The 20,089-nt window shown below is 71.4% G+C and carries 17 protein-coding genes; 7 read left to right on the forward strand and 10 right to left on the reverse strand.

Annotated elements, in window-relative coordinates:
* The first annotated feature begins 22 nt into the window (after positions 1–22).
* A complete protein-coding gene (locus tag DVR05_RS22130; protein WP_255423107.1) occupies positions 23–1,330 on the forward strand; it encodes a serine/threonine-protein kinase in 1,308 nt (435 codons plus the stop codon).
* A 48-nt stretch (positions 1,331–1,378) separates the two neighbouring features.
* Here the strand turns inward: DVR05_RS22130 and DVR05_RS22135 are convergent, their stop codons facing one another.
* On the reverse strand, positions 1,379–2,587 hold the full coding sequence (locus DVR05_RS22135) for an ROK family transcriptional regulator (protein ID WP_116247838.1): 1,209 nt from the start codon (positions 2,585–2,587) through the stop codon (positions 1,379–1,381).
* Between the two features lie 254 nt (positions 2,588–2,841).
* Here DVR05_RS22135 and DVR05_RS22140 point away from each other — a divergent pair, with 254 nt between their 5' ends.
* From DVR05_RS22140 to DVR05_RS22160, 5 genes are all read left to right on the forward strand, one after another.
* Positions 2,842–4,128, forward strand: coding sequence for an extracellular solute-binding protein (locus DVR05_RS22140; RefSeq protein ID WP_116247839.1), 1,287 nt, complete (start codon positions 2,842–2,844; stop codon positions 4,126–4,128).
* A gap of 92 nt (positions 4,129–4,220) precedes the next feature.
* The gene (locus DVR05_RS22145) at positions 4,221–5,207 is read left to right on the forward strand and encodes a carbohydrate ABC transporter permease (RefSeq protein WP_116247840.1); all 987 of its coding nucleotides are present in this window, start codon (positions 4,221–4,223) and stop codon (positions 5,205–5,207) included.
* On the forward strand, positions 5,204–6,085 hold the full coding sequence (locus tag DVR05_RS22150) for a carbohydrate ABC transporter permease (RefSeq protein WP_116247841.1): 882 nt from the start codon (positions 5,204–5,206) through the stop codon (positions 6,083–6,085). The genes DVR05_RS22145 and DVR05_RS22150 overlap by 4 nt, the downstream gene beginning before the upstream one ends.
* Positions 6,086–6,286: 201 nt before the next feature.
* Positions 6,287–7,756, forward strand: coding sequence for a glycoside hydrolase family 3 protein (locus DVR05_RS22155; protein WP_116247842.1), 1,470 nt, complete (start codon positions 6,287–6,289; stop codon positions 7,754–7,756).
* Between the two features lie 253 nt (positions 7,757–8,009).
* A complete protein-coding gene (locus DVR05_RS22160) occupies positions 8,010–8,474 on the forward strand; it encodes an Rrf2 family transcriptional regulator (protein ID WP_116247843.1) in 465 nt (154 codons plus the stop codon).
* Positions 8,475–8,582: 108 nt separating this feature from the next.
* On the opposite strand, the gene DVR05_RS22165 is transcribed toward DVR05_RS22160, so the two are convergent.
* The 9 genes from DVR05_RS22165 to DVR05_RS22205 form a co-directional block, all read right to left on the reverse strand.
* Positions 8,583–8,939: a helix-turn-helix domain-containing protein gene (locus DVR05_RS22165; RefSeq protein WP_116247844.1), complete on the reverse strand. Its 357-nt coding sequence runs from the start codon at positions 8,937–8,939 to the stop codon at positions 8,583–8,585.
* 203 nt (positions 8,940–9,142) lie between these two features.
* Positions 9,143–9,679 carry a CinA family protein gene (locus DVR05_RS22170; RefSeq protein WP_116247845.1) on the reverse strand — a complete coding sequence of 179 codons (537 nt, stop codon included), beginning with the start codon at positions 9,677–9,679 and terminating at the stop codon, positions 9,143–9,145.
* The gene (pgsA, locus tag DVR05_RS22175) at positions 9,676–10,281 is read right to left on the reverse strand and encodes a CDP-diacylglycerol--glycerol-3-phosphate 3-phosphatidyltransferase (protein ID WP_116247846.1); all 606 of its coding nucleotides are present in this window, start codon (positions 10,279–10,281) and stop codon (positions 9,676–9,678) included. The genes DVR05_RS22170 and pgsA overlap by 4 nt, the downstream gene beginning before the upstream one ends.
* Complete coding sequence (gene rimO, locus DVR05_RS22180) at positions 10,278–11,717, reverse strand: 30S ribosomal protein S12 methylthiotransferase RimO (protein WP_116247847.1); 1,440 nt, start codon at positions 11,715–11,717, stop codon at positions 10,278–10,280. The genes pgsA and rimO overlap by 4 nt, the downstream gene beginning before the upstream one ends.
* A 288-nt stretch (positions 11,718–12,005) precedes the next feature.
* Positions 12,006–13,073 carry a helix-turn-helix domain-containing protein gene (locus tag DVR05_RS22185; protein ID WP_116247848.1) on the reverse strand — a complete coding sequence of 356 codons (1,068 nt, stop codon included), beginning with the start codon at positions 13,071–13,073 and terminating at the stop codon, positions 12,006–12,008.
* 179 nt (positions 13,074–13,252) lie between these two features.
* Positions 13,253–15,754 carry a DNA translocase FtsK gene (locus tag DVR05_RS22190; RefSeq protein WP_116247849.1) on the reverse strand — a complete coding sequence of 834 codons (2,502 nt, stop codon included), beginning with the start codon at positions 15,752–15,754 and terminating at the stop codon, positions 13,253–13,255.
* Between the two features lie 228 nt (positions 15,755–15,982).
* A complete protein-coding gene (locus DVR05_RS22195) occupies positions 15,983–17,668 on the reverse strand; it encodes a ribonuclease J (protein WP_116247850.1) in 1,686 nt (561 codons plus the stop codon).
* A complete protein-coding gene (gene dapA, locus DVR05_RS22200; protein WP_116247851.1) occupies positions 17,665–18,636 on the reverse strand; it encodes a 4-hydroxy-tetrahydrodipicolinate synthase in 972 nt (323 codons plus the stop codon). The genes DVR05_RS22195 and dapA overlap by 4 nt, the downstream gene beginning before the upstream one ends.
* 347 nt (positions 18,637–18,983) lie before the next feature.
* On the reverse strand, positions 18,984–19,364 hold the full coding sequence (locus DVR05_RS22205; RefSeq protein ID WP_116247852.1) for a phage holin family protein: 381 nt from the start codon (positions 19,362–19,364) through the stop codon (positions 18,984–18,986).
* Positions 19,365–19,441: 77 nt separating this feature from the next.
* Here DVR05_RS22205 and DVR05_RS22210 point away from each other — a divergent pair, with 77 nt between their 5' ends.
* Positions 19,442–19,996 carry a GNAT family N-acetyltransferase gene (locus tag DVR05_RS22210; protein WP_116247853.1) on the forward strand — a complete coding sequence of 185 codons (555 nt, stop codon included), beginning with the start codon at positions 19,442–19,444 and terminating at the stop codon, positions 19,994–19,996.
* The last annotated feature ends 93 nt before the right edge of the window (positions 19,997–20,089 follow it).

Below are 20,089 nucleotides of genomic sequence, written 5' to 3' on the forward strand. Positions count from 1 at the left end.
GATTCTCGCTTCCTCCCGACACCTGTCGGGTTCAGCGTGTCCAAGATCCAGGGTTAAGCCCCCCCGGGCCGCCGCGGGGGTCAGGCACCCCTGCGTGGTGACCGTCCACGACGTGCTGGAGGAGAACGACGACCCCTACATCGTCATGGAGCTGCTGGGCGGGCGGTCCCTGCAGCAGCACCTGCGCGAGAGCGGTCCGCTGACCGCGGAGCACGCGGAGCGCCTGGCCGGGGAGATGCTGCGGGCGCTGGGGGCGGCGCACGACCTGGGCGTGATCCACCGGGACGTCAAACCCGCCAACATCATGCTGGCCGAGGACGCGGACCGGGCCGTCCTCACCGACTTCGGGATCGCCAGCGTGCTCGACGCCAGCACCGCGCTGACCGCGAGCGGGGCACGCCTGGGGACGTTGGAGTACATGGCTCCGGAGCGGTTCGGGGAGCACGGCTCCCCGGCGGCCTCGGACCTGTGGAGCCTGGGGATCACACTGTTCAGGGCGGTCGGAGGCGACTCGCCGTTCCGGCGCGAGTCCGCGATGGCCACGTTCAGGGCGATCATGAACGATCCGGTGCCGCCGTGTCCCGTCGGGGGTCGGCTCGGCACCGTGATCGAGGCCCTGCTCGACCGGGACCCCGACGCCCGCCCCACCGCGGGCGAGGCGCTCGCGATGATCGAACCTGACCCTTCGCCGCCTACGCCGCCACCACCGCTGCCCGGGCCGGGCCGCCGCCGGGCGCTGTCGATCGCCGCCGGGGTCGGGTTGGGGTTGCTGGGCGGCACCGGGAGCGCGGTCTACCTGGGCACCCGCGGTGTGCGGACCGGGTTCGCCACCTACGAGGGCCCCGGGTACACGCTGCGCTACCCCGAGGGGTGGGAGCACCGCGGCAGCACCATGGCCAACCAGGGGATGGGGGACGGCGGGGACGGGGCGCGGCGGACGTTCACCAGCCCGGCCGGGGACCACCGGATCGACACCCTGGTGCTCTCCCTGGACGGGTCCGGCCGCGGTGAGTACACCGGGTGGGACTGGCTGGAGGAGACCGAGTTCAACATCGCCAGCGGTTCGGACCCCGACTCCACGGACTGGGAGCGGATCCGGTTGGAACGGGGGCACGGCGACGAGCCCCGGGGCTGGCGGACGGCCTACCTGGAGGGGACCTACCGGAGCGCGAACTACACCGAGCGGGCCCGGCACGGCCTGTGGAAGACGGTGACCGTCGACGGGGTGGGGATCCACATCATCCGGTTCACCGTGCCCGCCGGGGAGTTCTCCGACTACGAGCGGGTCATGACGGAGGTCGTCGACTCGTTCGCGCCGCTCGGCGGCTGAGCCGGGGCCGCGCCCCGTCGGGTGAGGGTCGGGGCACGGCGCGGGGCGTCAGACGGTGGAGGAGAAGACCTCCTCGCGGGCGCGTTCCAGGGCGTGCAGGAGGGCGCCGCGCACCACGGGGCTGCCCTCGACCGTGCCCATGCGGACCTCGGTCTCGTTGGGGGCGATGCGCGCGACCGCGGCCTGGATCCGCTCGGCGAGCTTGTCTCCCCCGGCCCGGGCCACGTCCCCGCCCAGGACCACGAGCCCGGGGTCGAGGATCACGCTGACCGCCGCGACGCCGCGCGCCAGGCGCTCGGCGAGCACGTCCAGGAAGGCGTCGGCCTCGGGGGTTCCGGCGCGGGCCGCGGCCGCCACGACCTCGGTGACGTCGGCCCCCTCGACCCCGTGTTCCCGGGCCAGCGCGACCACCGCCCTGGATTTGACCAGGGCCTGGAAGCCGTGCGGCAGTTCATCGGTGGCGGCCATCGCCTCGTAGCCGCCGGAGACCCCGGCCTCGACGGGGGTGGGGGCGCCGGGCACGGGGAGGTAGCCGATCTCGCCCGCGCCGCCGGAGCGGCCCCGGTGTATCCGCCCGTCGATCATGGTGGACATGCCGACGCCGCCCGCGGCGCTGAGCCAGATGAGCACGAACTCGTCCACGCCCGCGGCGGCGCCGGAGGCGTGCTCGGCGAGCGCGGCCAGGTTCACGTCGTTCTCGATCACCACCGACCGCTTGAGGTCGGCGCGCAGGGCCTCCAGGACGCCCTCGTGCCAGGACATGAGGTCGAAGGAGAAGCGGATGTCGCCCGTGCGGGGGTCCACCACGCCGGGTGTGCCGATGACGCAGGCCCGTACGCGGTCGAGGGGGACCCCGGCCGTGTCGGCCAGGCGCATGACGGCGGTGTGCACCAGGGCGACGGGGTCGTCGGAGGTGCTGGGGTCGACGGTGACGTCGCCCACGACCTCACCGGTGATGTCGGCGATGGTGGCGGTGACGCGGTGCGCGCTGACGTCGAGGGCGGCCACGTAGGCGCTCTCTGGCACGACGGCGTACAGGGCGGCGTTCGGTCCGCGCCCTCCGGCCTGGCTTCCCACGACACGGACGAGGTCGCGCTCCTCCAGCCGTGCGAGGAGTTGTGAGGCCGTGACCTTGGACAGGCCGGTCCTCGTCCCGAGCTGCGTCCGGGTCAGCGGACCGGCGGACAGCAGCAGTTCCAGTGCCGCGCGGTCGTTGAGCTGGCGCAGCAGCCGGGGAGTCCCCGGACGTTGAGACATAACCGTGACACCTCACCCTGTTTTTATTAGGAAAGTTTCCTGTTAATTTAGCTCACAACCTCACAGGAGGTCACGTCCCGGCAGGTCCGACCTACTATCGGACTCCCCGGTACCCGCGCCGGCGGGGCGGCCAACGTGCTATCCGAGCACATCCCCCAGTAAGACGTCGAGGCGGCGGGATCAGTCCATGATCCCAGGCCCCCTCGAGCACAGGCGTCGTACCCGGCGCGTCGTGCGAAGGGAGACAGGTACACATGAAGTTCCCGAAGATCGCCGCGGTCACGGCCGTGGCACTGCTCGCGGCCGCGTGCTCCGGCGGTTCCGACAACGGCGACGACAGCGGTTCGGCCGATGCGCCGGAGACCCTGACCGTCTGGCGTATGGGCGACGCCACCGAGGCCCAGAACGAGTTCATGGCCTCGGTGACCGAGCAGTACCAGGAGCAATACCCCGACACCGAGGTCGACGTTCAGTGGATCCCGTGGGGCGAGTTCTCCCAGCGGTTCCAGACCGCCCTGGTCAGCGGCGGCCCCGACGTCGTCGAGATCGGTAACGACCAGGTCCCGACCTGGGCCGACGCCGGAGCCCTCTACGATGTCGCCGAGTTCGCCGAGGAGTGGGAGAACCGCGACGACTTCCTCGAAGGCGCCTACGCCAACGGCACCTTCGACGACGCCCAGTACAGCGTTCCGTGGTACAGCGGCGTGCGCGCCCTCTGGTACAACGCCGACTGGCTCCGCGAGCTCGGCCACGAGCCGCCGGAGACCTGGGAGGACCTGGAGACGGTCGCCACCGACATCGAGGAGGAGTACGGCGTCCCCGGCTTCGCGGCCCCCACGGACTTCATCAACGGCATCGCCAGCTTCGTGTGGTCCAACGGCGGCGAGTTCGCCACCCTCGAGGGCAACGAGTGGGTCGGCCGCCTCGACTCCGAGGCGACCTCCGAGGCCCTCCAGTTCTACGCCGACCTGACCGTCGACGGCATCTCGCCCAAGGCGTGCATCGGCCTGAACGAGGTCGACTGCGCCCACGCGGACTTCGTCAACCGCGAGGTCGGCATGTTCATCGACGGTCCCTGGGCCCGCACGCAGCTCGAGGACATCAACGACGAGCACGCCGACCAGTGGGCGACGGCGCCGATCCCCGGCGCCGAGGGCATGGCCCCGGCCTTCGGCGGCGGCTCCGACCTGGCCGTGTGGAACACCACGGAGCACCCCGAGGCCGCGTTCGAGTACATCAAGGTCCTCAACAGCAAGGACAACGCGCTGGCCTACAACGAGGTCTCCTCGATGTTCCCGACCTACGGCGACCTGCTGGAGGGCGACCAGTTCCAGAACGACCCGGTCCTGGCCGGCGCCGCCACGCAGGCCAGCGGTGACCTGCGCCTGTTCCCGGACACCCCGAACTGGGGCCACGTCCAGTGGGAGCTGGCCACCATCCAGACCGCGGTGGCCCGTCTCGCCGAGGGCGAGGACGCCGACGACGTGCTGCCCGAGTTGAACGAAGAGCTCACCGAGGCGCTCAACCGCCCCACCGAATAGTCACATCCCGCGTGCCACGAGCACACGGCACGGGGGTGGCCGCCGACGACCACGGCGGCCACCCCCGCCCAACCGCCAGGTGAGAACTTCCCATGACACAAACACTGGAACGCCCCTCCACCGCTGAGAAGCGCAAGGGGAACGGGGCGCGCACCGGTGGGCTGGCGACGCGGACCCGCCGTCGCCTCACCCCCTACCTGCTCATCCTTCCCGCCCTGGCCATCCTGGCGCTGGTCCTGCTGTGGCCGATCGTGCAGATGGTCTGGATGTCGCTCCACGACTACGGCCTGCGCCAGCTCATGGGCGACGAGGCGGAGTGGAACGGGTTCGAGCACTACACCTCGGTGCTCACCGACGAGCGCTTCTGGACGATCTTCCGCAACACCATCGTGGTCTGCCTGGTCATGGTGGTCGTCACGATGGTGCTCGGCACGCTCGTCGGCATCCTGCTCAACAAGCTTCCCAAGTGGGCCTCCACGGTCCTCGGCCTCGGCCTCATGCTGGCCTGGGCCACCCCGGTCATCAGCGCCGCGATCGTCTACCGGTGGCTCTTCGACACCCGCTACGGACTGGTCAACACCCTTCTGGACGCCCTTCCGGACTGGCTCGTGGGATCGGGGTGGAACGAGTTCAACTGGTTCAACGACCCCGGAACGCTGTTCCCGATCCTCATCGTCACCGTGGTCTGGCAGTCGTTCCCGTTCGTGGCGGTCAGCGTCCTGGCCGGGCTCAAGAGCATTCCGGACGAGCTGTACGAGGCCGCGCGCATGGACGGCGCGAACGCCTGGAAGACCTTCTGGAACGTCACCGTCCCGATGCTGCGCCCGCTGTTCGCCCTGCTCCTGATCCTCCAGGTGATCTGGGACTTCCGCATCTTCACGCAGCTGTTCATCCTCGCCGACGGCGTCGACAACCGTGAGGTGGCGCTGCTGCCCGTGTACATCTATCAGCTGGGCTTCGCCTCGACCCCGCCGAACTACGGCATGGGGTCCGCGATCGCCGTGATCATGACCGTTCTGGTGCTCGGGATCACCGCCTACTACCTGCGCGTGATGATCCGCCAGGGGGAGGTCCGATGAACAACGTCTACCGGCTGCGCAAGATCGCCGGCAGCGTCGGCATGTACGCCGCCGCCGTCGCGGTGTTCGTCTTCGCGGTGTTCCCCGTCTACTGGGTCCTGGCGACCGCGCTGCGCCCCACCGGAGAGATCTTCACCCGCGAACCCACCGTGTTCCCGCGTGAGATCACCTTCGAGCACTTCGAGCGGGTGATCTCGGGTGTCCTGATCCCGAACACCTCGTTCTGGTCCTTTCTGACCAACAGCCTCCTGCTGACCATCTGCTCCGTGGCCTTCGCCGCCCTGGTGTCGCTGTTCGCGGCCGTCGCCGTCGCCCGGTTCCGGTTCCGGCTGCGCTCGGCCTTCATCATCATGCTGCTGGTCATCCAGATGGTGCCGGTCGAGGCGCTGATCATCTCGCTGTTCGTGAACTTCTTCCACATGGGCCAGGCCCTGGACGTCGAGCTGGTCAACAACCTGTCGGGCGTGTTCGTCGTCTACGTGGCGGTCATGCTGCCGATCACGATCCTGATGGTCCGCAACTTCGTGGCCGCGGTGCCCAAGGAACTGGAGGAGGCCGCGGCGATCGACGGCGCCAACGGATGGACCGTCTTCTGGCGCATCCTCATGCCGCTGGTCGCGCCGGGCCTGGGCGCGTCGAGCATCTTCGCGTTCATCACCGCCTGGAACGAGTTCCTGGTCGCGTTCACCTTCCTCCAGAACAACACCGGCGCCTACACCCTGCCGATCTCGCTCCAGTACTACTTCGGCGCGGTCTCCATCGAGTGGGGGTCGATCATGGCCGCCTCCACCCTGCTCACGGTCCCGGTGATGATCTTCTTCCTGTTCGTCCAACGACGGATGGTCTCCGGCCTGACCATGGGCGCGGTCAAGGGCTGAGCCCCTCCCCGGTGACGGGCGGGTCCGCGACGGCTCTCCGCGGGCCCACCCGTCACCCACCACCGCCCACCGGTGCGCCACGTGCGAGGGGTGGGCCGCCGACCCTCGACCGACGCCTCCGGGACAGACCCCCTCCTACCCGCCCCTACGCCACACGTCTGCCCTGCCACGGGCACCCTCGCTCACCGAACGGAGTTCGCCATGCCGAACGACCCGACCCTGGAGCGCCTGGCCAACGCCACCCTCCTGGTGCCATTCGAGTCCCACCACGCCCCGCGCTGGGTGTTGGAGGGCCTGGCGGACGGCATCGCGGGCGTCTGCCTGTTCCACAACAACCTGGACGGACCAGAACAGGTCACCGCCCTCAACGCGCGGCTGGCCGAGGCCGCGGACACCCCCCTCGTCTCGCTCGACGAGGAGGGGGGAGACGTCACCCGCATCGGGCAGGCCCACGGCAGCGACTACCCCGGCAACGCCGCCCTCGGCGCGGTCGACGACCCCGACCTGACCCGGGCCACCCACCGCTCCCTCGGCGGGCGCCTGGCCCGACTCGGCTTCAACTTCGACCTCGCCCCGTCGGTGGACGTCAACGTCGCCGACGACAACCCCGTGATCGGCACGCGCTCCTTCGGCTCCGACCCCGAACTCGTGGCCCGCCACGGCGCCGCCGCCGTACTCGGCCTCCAGGAGGCCGGTGTCGCGGCGTGCGCCAAGCACTTCCCCGGCCACGGCGCCACCTCGCAGGACTCCCACCACGTCCTGCCGCGTGTGGACGCCGACGCCGAGCTGCTGCACCGACGCGAACTCCTGCCCTTCCGCTCCGCGATCGACGCGGGCGTCCAGGCGATCCTGACCGCGCACATCGAGGTCCCGGCCCTCGGCGGCCTGGGTCCGGCGACCCTCGCCCCGAACGTCGTCACGCGGCTGCTGCGCGAGGAACTCGGCTTCACCGGCACCATCGTCAGCGACGCGATGGAGATGCGCGGCGTCAGCGAGTCGATCGGCATCCCCGAGGCCTGTGTGCGCGCGGTGGCCGCCGGGTGCGACCTGCTGTGCCTGGGCCGGTTCGTCTACGCCGACGAGATCGCCGCCGTGCGGGCCGCCCTCGTCACGGCCGTGCGCGAGGGCCGCCTGCCCGGAGAGCGCCTGGAGGAGGCCGCCGAGCACACCCTGCGGCTGCGCGCCTGGATCAGGGACTCCGCGGCCCACCGCGCCGCGCCCCCCGAGGCCGACGGCATCGGCCTGTCCGGCGCCCGGCGGGCGATCCGGGTCGAGGGGGACCTGCCGGCGCTGTCCGACCCCTACGTCGTCGAGGTGGACGCCCCGCCCGGCATGGCCGTGGGCGAGGTCCCGTGGGGTCTGGGGCCCTGGTTCCCCGGCACGGAGCGGGTCTCGCCCGACCCCGCGCACGCCGAGCGGCTGCTCGCCGACGCCGGGGACCGCGACCTGGTCGTGGTGGTCCGCGACGCCCACCGGTACCCGGAGGCCCGTGAGCTCGTCACGCGCCTGCTCAGCGCCCGGCCGACCGCCGTGGTGGTGGAGATGGGGCTACCGGTCTGGCGGCCCGACCACGGCACCCACGTGCGCACCTACGGCGCCGCGCACGTCAACGGCCTGAGCGCCGCGGAGCTCCTGGGCGCCCTGGCGGGCGCCTCCTCCGGGGGCGCGTGAGGCCCGCCCCCTCCGCGGGCCCCGCGCCGCCACGTGTGCCCCGAACCCCCGGCCCGGTTCCGTTTCCCTCCAGGAGCCGGGCCGGAGGTCTGTCCGCCACCGCCGGCGAGGCCGGGCCGTGACGGGGGCAACCCCGCTCATGTCCCCGAAAGCCGGTAGGAGAAGTACTCTTAACGTGTAGCACCCCGGGCGTCGACGCACCCGCCGACTCCCGGTGCCCCATTCGCCCTTCTAACCACGGCATAATCACAGCATGCGCCTTTCAGCCCGGGTCGACTACGCGCTACGCGCGGCCGCAGAACTCGCTGTCGCCAGTGAGGGGCCGGTGACGGCCGAGCAGCTCGCACGCGCCCAGGCCATCCCCGGAAAGTTCCTGGAGAACATCCTCACCCAGCTCCGCCGCGCCGGCCTGGTGCGCAGCCAGCGCGGCCCCGTCGGGGGCTACTGGCTCGCCCGCCCCGCCGAGGAGATCTCCCTCGCCGACATCATCCGCGCCGTCGACGGCCCCCTGGCCAACGTCCGCGGTGAGCGCCCCGAGCACGTCGACTACGACGGCGCGGCACGCAGCCTCCAACAGGTGTGGATCGCCCTGCGCGCCAGCGAGCGCGCGATCCTGGAGGGCGTCAACCTCCAGCACCTGGTCACCAACGAGCTGCCCGAGACCGTGCGGGTCCTGGCCGAGGACCCCGACGCCTGGGTGAACCACACCCACCCCTGAGGACCGCCGGGCCGCGGCTGAGGCCCGCCGACACGTGAAGGAGCCGGCCACCCGGGGTGGCCGGCTCCTTCACGTGGTCACGAGGATGTACGAACGGATCCGTGGAGGTCAGACCCCCACCATGTCGGCGACCTGGGGAACACGATCCGGTACCGGTTCGATGCCGAGGTCCTGAGCCGCGACGGGGTCGGTCGGGACCGTGTCGCCCAGCAGCGCGGCCTCCTGGAGTTCCGCGAGGGCGAGCTGGTCGGAGACCTCCCGCAGCACCTGGGAAAGCGGGACACCCAGTGCCCCGCAGATCGAGGAGAGCAGCTCGGAAGAGGCTTCCTTCTGACCCCGCTCGACCTCCGAGAGGTAGCCGAGGGACACACGTGCATCGGCCGACACCTCGCGGAGGGTGCGGCCCTGGCGCTGTCGCAGCCGCCTGAGCACGTCACCAAGTAGGTGACGAAGCAGGACCATCATTCGCGCTCCCTCCCGCCGGTAGCGACCTTCATATACAACACCGTACCTGCCCCACGCCCGATTCGGGCACCTCTTGCCATCCTGTTCGCTGGAGGGGGAACCACCAGCTGGAGTGGTTTTGTTCCCGTCGTACGGGAGAGGGTGACCGACCGGAGGACCAGGGCGTGCGTCGTGCGGCGGGGTGTACGCCCGCCACACACACCCTAGGACCGGGTGGCTCCCACCGCGTCGCCGCGGACGGCCGACTCCAGGAGCGCCAGGGCGCCCTCGACCGTGTGGTAGCGGATACCCGAACGATCCCCGGTGAAACGGAACGCTCGGACGGCGCTGGTCCCGGCGGGTGCGGCGACGGCCGCGAAGACGGTCCCGACGGGCCGCCCGTACTGGGGGTCCGGCCCGGCGACGCCGGTCACCGCGACCCCGTAGTCGGCGCCCATCAGCCGGCGCACGCCCGCGGCCATGTGCGCGGCCACCTCGGGGTGGACCGCCCCCTGGGCGGCCAGCAGGTCCTCGGGAACCCCCAGCAGGCCCGCCTTGGTGTCCGTGGCGTAGGTGACCACCCCGCCCCGGTAGGTGTTGGAGGCGCCGGGGACGGCGGTCAGGTGGGCGCCGAGGAGCCCGCCGGTGAGGGACTCGGCGGTGGCGCAGGTGGAACGGCGCTCCAGCAGCGCCCGGTGGACGGCCTCGGCCGCGGTGAGCGCGTCGCCGCCGAGTCCCGGGGCGCCGTGCGGTTCGCTCACGCCGTACGCCCTCGCCTGGCGCGGATGAGGCGGATCGCGTCGACCACGTAGGCGAGTCCGGTCCAGACCGTCACCGCCAGTGCCGCGCCCATCACGATGTGGGCGGCCCAGACGAACACCACGCTGAACGGCAGCAGCGCCGCGGGGAAGAGGTAGAGGCTGATCGCCACGATCTGCAGGACGGTCTTGAGCTTGCCGCCCTGGCTGGCGGGCATGACGCCGTAGCGCAGGACCGCGAAGCGCAGCACGGTGATGCCCCACTCGCGGACGAGGATGGCGATGGTCACCCACCACCACAGGTCGCCCTGGAGGGAGAGCACGACCAGCGCGGCGCCGGTCAGCGCCTTGTCGGCGATGGGGTCGGCGATCTTGCCGAAGTCGGTGACCAGGTTGCGGCGGCGGGCCAGCTCACCGTCGATCCGGTCGGTGACGGCGGCCAACACGAACACCGCGAACGCGGCCAACCGCCACCACGGTCCGTCCAGGAGCATGAACCACACGAACACCGGCACCATGACCAGGCGGCTCATCGTGAGGATGTTCGCGATGTTCCACAGGGGAACGTGGGGGGCGGGCGACGCCGCGGAATCGTGGGTGCTCATCTGTCTCCGGTTTCCCCGTCCGGCGCTTCGTCCTGTTCCGCGACGAGGTCGGCCCCCGCGGCCTGGATCACGGTGGCCCGGACGAGGTCTCCCACGGCCAGCCCCTCACCGTAGAGGATGGTGCTGCCGTCCACCTCGGGCGCCTGGTGGTCGGCGCGGCCCTCGTACGCGCCGTCCTCCAGCACGGACTCGACCAGAACGGTGACCTGCGAACCGATCCGCTCCTCCGCGCGCTGGGCCATGAGCTCCTCGGAGAGCCGGTTGAGCCGCTCCACGCGCTCCTCGATCACCTCGGCGGGAACCTTGCCCTGGTGGCCGACGGCCTCGGTGCCGTCCTCGTCGGAGTACCCGAACACGCCGATGGCGTCCAGGCGGGCCTCGCTGAGGAAGGCGACCAGGTCCTCGAACTCCTCCTCGGTCTCCCCGGGGAAGCCCACGATGAAGTTGGAGCGGGCCCCGGCCTCGGGCGCGCGCTCGCGTACCGTGCGCAGGAGCTCCAGGAAGCGCTCGCGGTCGCCGAAGCGGCGCATGCGGCGCAGCAGCGTGCCGCTGGCGTGCTGGAAGGACAGGTCGAAGTAGGGCACGACCCCGGGGGTGGAGGTGAGCACGTCCACCAGTCCGGGGCGCACCTCGGCGGGCTGGAGGTAGCTGACGCGGACCCGGTCGAGGCCCTCCACGGCGGCCAGGCGCGGCAGGAGCTTCTCCAGGGCCCGCAGGTCGCCGAGGTCCTTGCCGAAGGAGGTGGAGTTCTCGCTGACCAGGAAGACCTCGCGCACGCCCTCGCTGGCCAGCCACTCGGCCTCGCGGACGATCTCGTCGGGGTGGCGGGAGATGTAGGCCCCGCGGAAGGCGGGGATGGCGCAGAACGTGCACCGGCGGTCGCAGCCGGAGGCGATCTTGAGGTTGGCGACCGGCCCCCCGCTCAGGCGGCGCCGCGGCACGGCCGCGCGGTAGGGCAGCTCGGTGCCCTCCGCGCCCTCGGCGTCGGCGAAGGACGCGTGGCCGGGGACGTGGACGTCGGCGGCGTCGCGGTCCACCGGGCTGATCGGCAGCAGGGTGCGCCGGTCCCGCGGGTCGTGCGGGACGAGCGTGCGCCCGGCGACGACGTCGTCGAGGCGGTCGGTGATGGTCGCGTAGTCGTCGAACCCGATGACCTGGGCCTCAGGCAGGGCCTCGGCGAGCTCGGAGCCGTAGCGCTCGGCCATGCAGCCCGCGGCGACGACCCGGCCGCCGTTCTCCGCGGCGTCCAGGATCGTCTGGATGGAGTCCTGCTTGGCCGCGTCGATGAACCCGCAGGTGTTGACGACGGTCACGTCCGCGTCACCGTCCACGAGTTCCCATCCGCCTTCGGAGAGGCGTCCGGCCAGCTCTTCGGAGTCGACCTCGTTACGCGCACACCCCAGGGTGACGAGCGAGACAGTACGGCGCGATGACATGGCTTCCAAGGTGTGGGAGAGCTTCGACGTGGTGTGCGGGTACGCGGCGCGGCGGATCCGGTCCGGCCTCGCGCGCGACTCGGCGCCTGGCGGCACCACCCACGACCCACCACACTACCGTGGACGCGTCACCCGACCGTACCGTGCTTGCTTTTGGGCCCTTGCTCCGCTTCGTCCCGCCCGCCGCCCGCCGCCACCCCCAACGGACGCCTACGGCGCGGCCCCGATCTCCGGGAACCCTGTCGGTGCCCGCACGGCGCCCCCGAGGCGGGCGCCCCGGGACAACCCCTACCCCCGCACGCCGTCGGCTCCGACGGTGACGGAGGTGACCTCCCCGGAGCGGCCGAGCGTGCCGAGGTCCTCCCCGTCGACGGCCACGCTGACCACACCCGCGTTGCCGACCCACAGGTCGATGGTGTCCTCGGTCACGTACTCCTCGGTGTCGCCGTCGAGGAGGAACCCGGTGAACAGGTCCTTCCCGTCGGGGTCGGTGACCTTGATCCAGCTGCGGTCGGAGGCGGTGACGGCGATGGTGACCTCCTCCGGCTCCTCGAACACCGGTTCGTCGATCGAGGGCCGTTCCGCGGGTACGGGGACGTCCGGCACGGTGACCGAGGAGTCGACCGTGTCCGATCCGCGGTCGAAGGCCGCGCGCAGCGGGTTGCCGCCCTCCCATTCCTCCCAGGCGTGCACGCCCACGAGGACGCCCAGGACGAGGATGACGCCGACCACGGCCCACGGCCAGTGGCGGCGGACCGCCTCGCCGCGCCTGGTCCGGGTCGCACTGACCGCCGGGCGCGGCCGGGGGCCCGGTTCGCCCGGGGGACGCCGCCGCTGCCCTTCGGCGGTGCGGCGGGGTCCGGGGACGGCGGCCGCCCGCCCCCGCGCGCGCCGACCCTGGCGGACGCGTCCGCGCACGTGCTGGCGGCGTTCGAAGTGCCCCCACCGCTCCGACCGGTCACCGGGGTCGTGGTCCTCCCCGCCGAGACGGCGCACCGCCGTGTGCGTCTCCGCGGACTCCTCCCCCCACGCCTGACCGCGCGCGGCCTCGGTCGCGGCGCGGTCCGCCGAGGACCCGGCGGCGGGGTGTCGTGCGGGCGGGACGAAGGCGGCCGCGCCGGGATGGGCGTGCTCACGGTCGAACTCGTCGATCAGCGGCGCGGGATCCAGGCCGAGGACCCGGCAGATACCGCGGATGTGCCCGCGCGCGTAGAAGTCGCCTCCGCACGGGACGAAGTCCTCCCGCTCGATACCGCGCAGGACCTGCTCCCGAATGCGTGTACGGGTGCTGAGGTCCGCGACCGTGAGTCCCGCGGCCACCCGCGCCGCCGCCAGGGTCTGACCGATCGTCGCCATGCGCGCTCCCCCCGCTACTTTGTGCGCTCACACCGAACCACTCTGCTATTCCGTGCTCGAACACGCAGGCCACCACGCCCAAGGACGTCCCAAAGATCACACCAAATCGGACAGACCTCCGGCTTCCGGCCGGGAGGTTCCGCGCCGGCGCGGTCGTCCGCGACCGGGGCCGGCCGCGGTCAGCCGCCGCGGATCTCGGCGAGGACGCCGGGCAGGTCGTCGGGGGTGACCAGGACGTCGCGGGCCTTGGACCCCTCGCTGGGGCCGACGACGTCGCGGCTCTCCATCAGGTCCATGAGGCGGCCCGCCTTGGCGAAGCCCACCCGAAGCTTGCGCTGGAGCATGGACGTCGACCCGAACTGGGTGGTGACCACCAGCTCGACCGCCTGGAGCAGCAGGTCGAGGTCGTCGCCGATGTCCTCGTCGATCTCCTTCTTCTTCGTCTCCCCCGCCGCGACGTCCTCGCGGTAGTCGGGCTCGGACTGCTTCTTGCAGTGCTCGACGATCCCCCGGATCTCCTTCTCCGACACCCACGCGTTCTGGAGCCGGATGGGCTTGCCCGCCCCCATCGGAAGGAAGAGCGCGTCGCCCTTGCCCACCAGTTTCTCCGCGCCGGGCTGGTCGAGGATGACCCGGCTGTCGGAGAGGCTGGAGGTGGCGAACGCCAGCCGCGAGGGCACGTTGGCCTTGATCAACCCGGTCACCACGTCCACGCTGGGCCGCTGGGTGGCCAGCACCAGGTGGATGCCGGCGGCGCGGGCCAGCTGGGTGATGCGCACGACGGCGTCCTCGACGTCGCGCGGGGCGACCATCATCAGGTCGGCGAGCTCGTCGACGATCACCAACAGGTACGGGTAGGGCTGGTACTCGCGCTCGCTGCCGGGCGGGGCCTTGAGCTCACCCGTGCGCACGGCGGCGTTGAAGTCGTCCACGTGCCGGTAACCGGAGGCGGCCAGGTCGTCGTAGCGCCGGTCCATCTCCCCCACGACCCACTGGAGCGCCTCGGCGGCCCGCTTGGGGTTGGTGATGATGGGCGTGATCAGGTGCGGGATGCCCTCGTACATCGTCAGCTCGACCCGCTTGGGGTCGACCAGGATCATCCGCACCTCGTCGGGGGTGGCGCGCATCATCAGCGAGGTGATCAGTCCGTTGATGCAGGTGGACTTACCGGCGCCGGTGGCGCCCGCGACCAGCACGTGCGGCATCTTGGCGAGGTTGGCCACCACGTTGGTGCCCTCGACGTCCTTGCCCAGGCCCACCAGCATGGGGTGGTCGTCGGAGGTGGCCGCCGGGGAGCGCAGGACGTCGCCCAGGCTGACGATGTCCTTGTCGGTGTTGGGGATCTCCACGCCGATCGCGGACTTGCCGGGGATCGGCGACTGGATGCGCACATCGGCGCTCTTGACCGCCAGGGAGATGTTCTTGGTCAGCGCGGTGACCTTCTCGACCTTGACCGCCGGGCCCAGTTCGATCTCGTAGCGGGTCACCGTCGGCCCCCGGGTGAACCCGGTGACCTCGGCGTCGATGCTGAACTGGGTGAGCACGCCGGAGAGCGCCTCGACGACCTCGTCGTTGGCCCTGGTGCGCGGTTTGACCGGGCTGCCGGGCTTGAGCATGCCCGGTGCGGGCAGGTCGTAGTCGCCGTCCACGACCCGGGAGGGGATGGACAGCTGCTCGGTGGCGGCCGGCGGAGGTGAGGGGGCGGGGGTCGGGGAGTGCTCGTCCGCGCCGGACCCGCCCCTGCCCCTGCGCTTGGGCCGGGGGCGCTCCGCCGCCTCCTCCTCGTCGGTCAGGGCCGGTGCGAGGGGTTCGGTGTCGGGATCGCTGGGCAGGACCGGGCTGTCGTAGGGGCGCTCGTGGTCGCCCGCGACGGTCTCCTCGGTGCGCTTGCGCCGCGGTTTGCGGCGCGGCTTGGCCCTGTCCTGTCCGGGGTCGGCGCCGAGGATGCCCAGCCCGGAGTCGGGGCCGGTGTCGCGCTCCAGGAGGGCGCCGAAGAGGGTCTGGAGGCGGTCGGGGATGCGCCGGATGGGCGTGGCGGTGACCACCAGGACGCCGAAGACCAGGATGAGCACGAGGAGCAGTCCGGTCAGCCACGGGGTGACGATCGCGCTGAGCGGCCCGGAGGCGACGTAGCCGATGAGCCCGCCCGAGTCCATCAGCGCCGCCAGCCCCTCGGAGGGCTGGGGGACGCCGTGGCCGATGTGGATGAGACCGAGCAGACCCAGCATGATCGCGCTGAAGCCGATGAACAGACGGCCGGCGTCGCCCTCCCGCGCGCTGGAGGGGGTGCGCATCAGCCGGATGGCCAGGGGCAGGAACAGCAGTGGCAGGATCGGGGAGAAGGTCCCGAACCCGCCGACGACGACGGTGCGGGTGGCCCTCAGGAGCAGGCCCTCGCTCTGCCACCACACGGCGCCGGCGATGAGGATCCCCGCGGCCAGCAGGACCAGCCCGGCGCCGTCCCTGCGCAGGTCGGGGTCGAGGTCGCGGGCGCTGCGCCCCACGGCCCGCGCGGCTCCGCCCACGGTGTGCGCGACGACCTTCCACAGCACCAGCAGGAACTGCCCGAACAGGGTCACGACGAAGGCGATGGGTCCGTCGGGCATCACGGGGGGCGAGGAGCGCCGTTTGGCGGGCTTTTTGCGCCCCGACCCTCCGGAGGACTTGGCACGCGTGGCCATCGGGGGTCGCACCTCCAGGGGAGCGGCTCGTTCGGTCCGGCGGGCAGGGCGCCCCGCCACGGCGGGCAGCCTACTAGGAAGTCCAGTCCCGGCGGGGTTCCGCGTCGGCGTGTCGCGCGGACCGGGTGCGCGGTCCGCCCTCCGGGGCACGGAACCGGTCCCGGGAACGCCGTACGGCCCGAGGTCGCACATCGCGCCTCGGGCCGTACACGGAAAGCGACCGTCCGGTCAGACCTCGACCAGGACGGGGATGATCATCGGACGACGGCGGTAGGTCTCGTTCACCCACCGGCCCGCGCTGCGGCGGATGAGCTGCCGGAGCTGGTGCGGGTCGTTGACACCGTCACTGGCGGCCTTGTCCAGGGCGGCCTGGAGCTTGTCCACGACGTCGTCGTAGGCGTCCGGGGCGATCCCGGCGCCGCGCGTGTGGATCTCGGGCTCGCCGAGGATCTTGCCCGTGGTGGAGTCCACGGCCACGACGACGGAGATGAACCCCTCCTCGCCGAGGATGCGGCGGTCCTTGAGCGAGGCCTCGGAGACGTCGCCGACCGACGAACCGTCCACGTACACGTACCCGGCCTGGACCGCACCGACGATCTTGGCCCGGTTCTTGTACAGGTCGACGACGACACCGTCCTCGGCGATGCAGATCCGGTCCTGCGGGACTCCGGTGGCCTTGGCCAGGTCGGCGTGGGCGCGCAGGTGCCGCCACTCGCCGTGCACCGGCATGAAGTTGCGCGGTCGCACCATGTTGAGCACGTACAGCAGCTCACCGGCGGAGGAGTGCCCGGACACGTGCACCAGGGCGTTGCCCTTGTGCACGACCCTGGCGCCCCAGCGGGTCAGGCCGTTGATCACCCGGTTGACGGAGTTCTCGTTGCCCGGGATCAGCGAGGACGCGAGCAGGACGGTGTCGCCCTCCTCGATGCGGATCTGGTGGTCGCGGTTGGCCATGCGGCTCAGCGCGGCCATCGGCTCGCCCTGCGACCCCGTGCACACCATCAGGACCTCGTCGGGCGGCAGCTGGTCGAGCTGCTTGACGTCGATGATGGTGTCCCCGGGCACGCTCAGGTAGCCCAGGTCGCGCGCGATGTTCATGTTGCGGACCATGGACCGGCCCACGAACGCGATCTTGCGGCCGTGCTTGACGGCGGCGTCGATCACCTGTTGGACGCGGTGCACGTGCGAGGCGAAGCAGGCCACGACGATGCGCTTGTCGGAGGTGCGGAACACCTTGTCGATGGCCTCGTTGAGGTCGCGCTCGCTGACCACGAAGCCCGGCTGCTCGGCGTTGGTGGAGTCCGACAGCAGCAGGTCCACGCCCTCGTCGCCGAACCGGGCGAAGCCGCCCAGGTCGGTGAGGCGTCCGTCCAGCGGCAGCTGGTCCATCTTGAAGTCGCCGGTGTGCAGCACCGTCCCGGCCGGGGTGCGGATGCCGATCGCCAGCGCGTCGGGGATGGAGTGGTTGACCGCGAAGAACTCCAGGTCGAAGGGGCCGAAGTCGTGTCGCTCCCCCTCCTCGACCAGGACCGTCTCCGGCTTGATGCGGTGCTCGCCCAGCTTGGCGGTGATCAGCGCCAGGGTGAGCTTGGAGCCGACGATCGGGATGTCCTCGCGCTCGCGCAGCAGGAAGGGCACGCCGCCGATGTGGTCCTCGTGCCCGTGGGTGAGCACGATCGCCTCGACGTCGTCGAGCCGGTCCCGGATGTGGTCGAAGTCCGGCAGGATCAGGTCGACGCCGGGTTGCTCCTCCTCCGGGAAGAGGACGCCGCAGTCGACGATGAGCAGGCGGCCGTCGTACTCGAAGACCGTCATGTTGCGGCCGATCTCGCCGAGTCCGCCCAGCGGCACGACGCGCAGCACGCCCTCGCCGAGCGGCGGCGGGGGCCCCAGTTCGGGGTGGGGGTGGCTCATACGGACCCCTCCGCCAGGCGCTCGACGTTGACGGCGCTGGCCGGGACGGCCTGGTGGGGCGCGAGCCCGATCGGACCCTTGACGCCCGCGGCGGCCAGGTCCTCGCGCAGGAGGGCCTGGAGCTCGGAGGAGGCGTCCGCCAGCGGTGTGCGCACCGGGCCGGAGGGCAGGCCGAACAGGTTGAGCACGGCCTTGGTGGTGATGACGCCCTGGGTGCGGAACATCCCCGTGTAGACCGGGGTGAGGCGGCGGTGGATGGCCAGGGCCTGGCTGACCTCGCCCGCCTCGTAGACGTCGATCATCTCGCGCAGGTCGGAGCCGACGATGTGACCGACGACGCTGACGAACCCGGCGGCGCCCACCGACAGCAGCGGCAGGTTGAGGATGTCGGTGCCGCAGTAGTAGGCGAGGTCGGTGCGGGCCATGACCCAGGAACTGGCGCCGACGTTGTCCTTGGCGTCCTTGTTGGCGACGATGCGCGGGTGCTCGGCCAGCCGGACGAGGGTCTCGGAGGCGATCGGCGTCCCGGTGCGGTGCGGGATGTCGTAGAGCATGACCGGGAGGTCGGTGGAGTCCGCGATCGAGGTGAAGTGCCGGATGAGGCCTTCCTGCGGCGGCTTGTTGTAGTAGGGCGTCACGGCCAGCAGGCCGTGCGCGCCCGCCTTCTCCGCGGCCTTGGCGAGCCGGATGCTGTGGCGGGTGTCGTTGGTGCCGACCCCGGCCACCACGGTGGCGCGGTCGCCGACCGCCTCCAGGACCACGCGGAGCAGGCGGTCCTTCTCGTCGTCGCTGGTCGTGGGCGACTCGCCGGTCGTACCGCTGATGATGAGGCCGTCGTTGTGCTGCTCGTCGACCAGGTACGTGGCCAGACGGGCCGCGCCCTCGTAGTCGAGTTCGCCGTCATCGAGCATGGGCGTGACCATCGCGGTCAGCATCTTGCCGAACGGGCGGTTCTTGGTGTCCACCATCGCTGTGAAAGGCGTTCGGGCCGCCGCTGCGGGGCGGTGGGCCCGGGTGTGCCCCTCCTCCTCTCGGTGTGCGTCAACAGCTGGACGTGCCCGCGGTCCGGACGTGTCCGGGCACGGGCGGGCGGCGCTTCGCGTCCGCCACCGCGACCGGCGGAATCCGTTCCGGTCGCGGGAAAGATCTGGTGCGCCCCGCGTGTGGGGTCGCGGGGTCAGGTCTGCGCGGGCCGCCGTCCTCGTGGGTCGAGGTTGATGGCCCGGAATGTGAACCTACCCATCCCGGACCCGCGCCACGCGGGCGGGTCCGGGGTCCGCTCGCAGGTCAGCGCGGCGGGACGGAGGGTGAACGGTCAGTCGTCGTTACCGTCCGGGAGGAACAGGCTGGCCAGCCAGCTCACGATCGCGATGACGATCGCCCCCCAGAAGGCGGGCCAGAACCCGTCGATGTGGAAGGGGACCCCGAAGAGTCCGGCGATCCAGTTCGTGAGCAGGAGCAGCAGCGCGTTGACGACCAGCCCGATCAGTCCCAGGGTCAGGACGTAGAACAGGCACCCCACCGTTTTGACGATCGGTTTGATGACGGCGTTGACCAGGCCGAAGATCGCACCGACACCAAGGTAGACGAGGATCTGCTCGGTCGTGTCCTGGGTCGCGACCTCGATCCCGTCGATGAGGTAGACAGCCGCCCAAAGGGCGAGCGCGTTCACGATAACTCTGATAATGAGGCTCACGACGTAGATGTTCCCATGCCATGGCAAGGTCCGGAAACTCCGGCGTTGGTCATCTTGCCGCCCGAGGAGGCCCGACCGTGTCCACTGCCCAGTTCGTCCGCCCCGCCCGCGCCGCCGACGTGGACACCGTCGTGGCCGTCCAGGTGGCGTCGTGGCGGTCGGTGTACGGGGAGCTGCTACCCGACGATGTGCTGACGGAGATGGGGGGCGGGGAGGCCCGCGAACGGTTCCGTGAGCAGTGGGCGTCGGCGCTGGCGTCGCCGCCGACCTCGCGGCACCGGTTGGTGGTGGCCACGGACGAGGAGGCGGGGGCCCGCACGGTCGTCGGCTTCGCCGCGTTCGGCCCGGCCGGTGACCCGGACCTGTGGCCGGGGAAGGACGCGGAGGTGTTCGCGCTGCACGTGGCTCCGGAGGCGACCCGGCGGGGGCACGGGAGCCGGTTGCTGAACGCGTGCGTGGATCAGCTGGTCGAGTCCGGTTTCGGCACCGTGTACGTGTGGGTGCCCGAGGCCGACAACGCACTGCGTGCCTTCTTCGAGTCGTCCGGGTGGCGTCCGGACGGGGCCCGCCGGGAGATCGACCTGGGACGCCCGTTGACGATGGTGCGGTTGCACGCGGCGATCGGTGTGTAGCGACCGGCTGCGCACCCCGCGCTGAGCGGGGACTACCGTGGAAAGGTCGGATCACCGTGCGCCCGGACGGGCTGGGCGCCGCCGTCGAGTGTG

The sequence above is a fragment of the Nocardiopsis sp. FIRDI 009 genome (genome assembly GCF_003386285.1).
Classification (GTDB): Bacteria; Actinomycetota; Actinomycetes; order Streptosporangiales; family Streptosporangiaceae; genus Nocardiopsis.

What these genes read in the sequence shown, in the direction of transcription:
- DVR05_RS22140 (WP_116247839.1), top strand. Translation starts at nt 2,842, where the DNA reads ATGAAGTTCCCGAAGATCGCCGCGGTCACGGCCGTGGCACTGCTCGCG.
- DVR05_RS22155 (WP_116247842.1), top strand. Translation starts at nt 6,287, where the DNA reads ATGCCGAACGACCCGACCCTGGAGCGCCTGGCCAACGCCACCCTCCTG.
- rimO (WP_116247847.1), bottom strand. Translation starts at nt 11,717, where the DNA reads ATGTCATCGCGCCGTACTGTCTCGCTCGTCACCCTGGGGTGTGCGCGT.
- DVR05_RS22135 (WP_116247838.1), bottom strand. Translation starts at nt 2,587, where the DNA reads ATGTCTCAACGTCCGGGGACTCCCCGGCTGCTGCGCCAGCTCAACGAC.
- DVR05_RS22195 (WP_116247850.1), bottom strand. Translation starts at nt 17,668, where the DNA reads ATGAGCCACCCCCACCCCGAACTGGGGCCCCCGCCGCCGCTCGGCGAG.
- DVR05_RS22185 (WP_116247848.1), bottom strand. Translation starts at nt 13,073, where the DNA reads ATGGCGACGATCGGTCAGACCCTGGCGGCGGCGCGGGTGGCCGCGGGA.
- DVR05_RS22145 (WP_116247840.1), top strand. Translation starts at nt 4,221, where the DNA reads ATGACACAAACACTGGAACGCCCCTCCACCGCTGAGAAGCGCAAGGGG.
- DVR05_RS22150 (WP_116247841.1), top strand. Translation starts at nt 5,204, where the DNA reads ATGAACAACGTCTACCGGCTGCGCAAGATCGCCGGCAGCGTCGGCATG.
- DVR05_RS22160 (WP_116247843.1), top strand. Translation starts at nt 8,010, where the DNA reads ATGCGCCTTTCAGCCCGGGTCGACTACGCGCTACGCGCGGCCGCAGAA.
- DVR05_RS22165 (WP_116247844.1), bottom strand. Translation starts at nt 8,939, where the DNA reads ATGATGGTCCTGCTTCGTCACCTACTTGGTGACGTGCTCAGGCGGCTG.
- DVR05_RS22190 (WP_116247849.1), bottom strand. Translation starts at nt 15,754, where the DNA reads ATGGCCACGCGTGCCAAGTCCTCCGGAGGGTCGGGGCGCAAAAAGCCC.
- dapA (WP_116247851.1), bottom strand. Translation starts at nt 18,636, where the DNA reads ATGGTGGACACCAAGAACCGCCCGTTCGGCAAGATGCTGACCGCGATG.
- pgsA (WP_116247846.1), bottom strand. Translation starts at nt 10,281, where the DNA reads ATGAGCACCCACGATTCCGCGGCGTCGCCCGCCCCCCACGTTCCCCTG.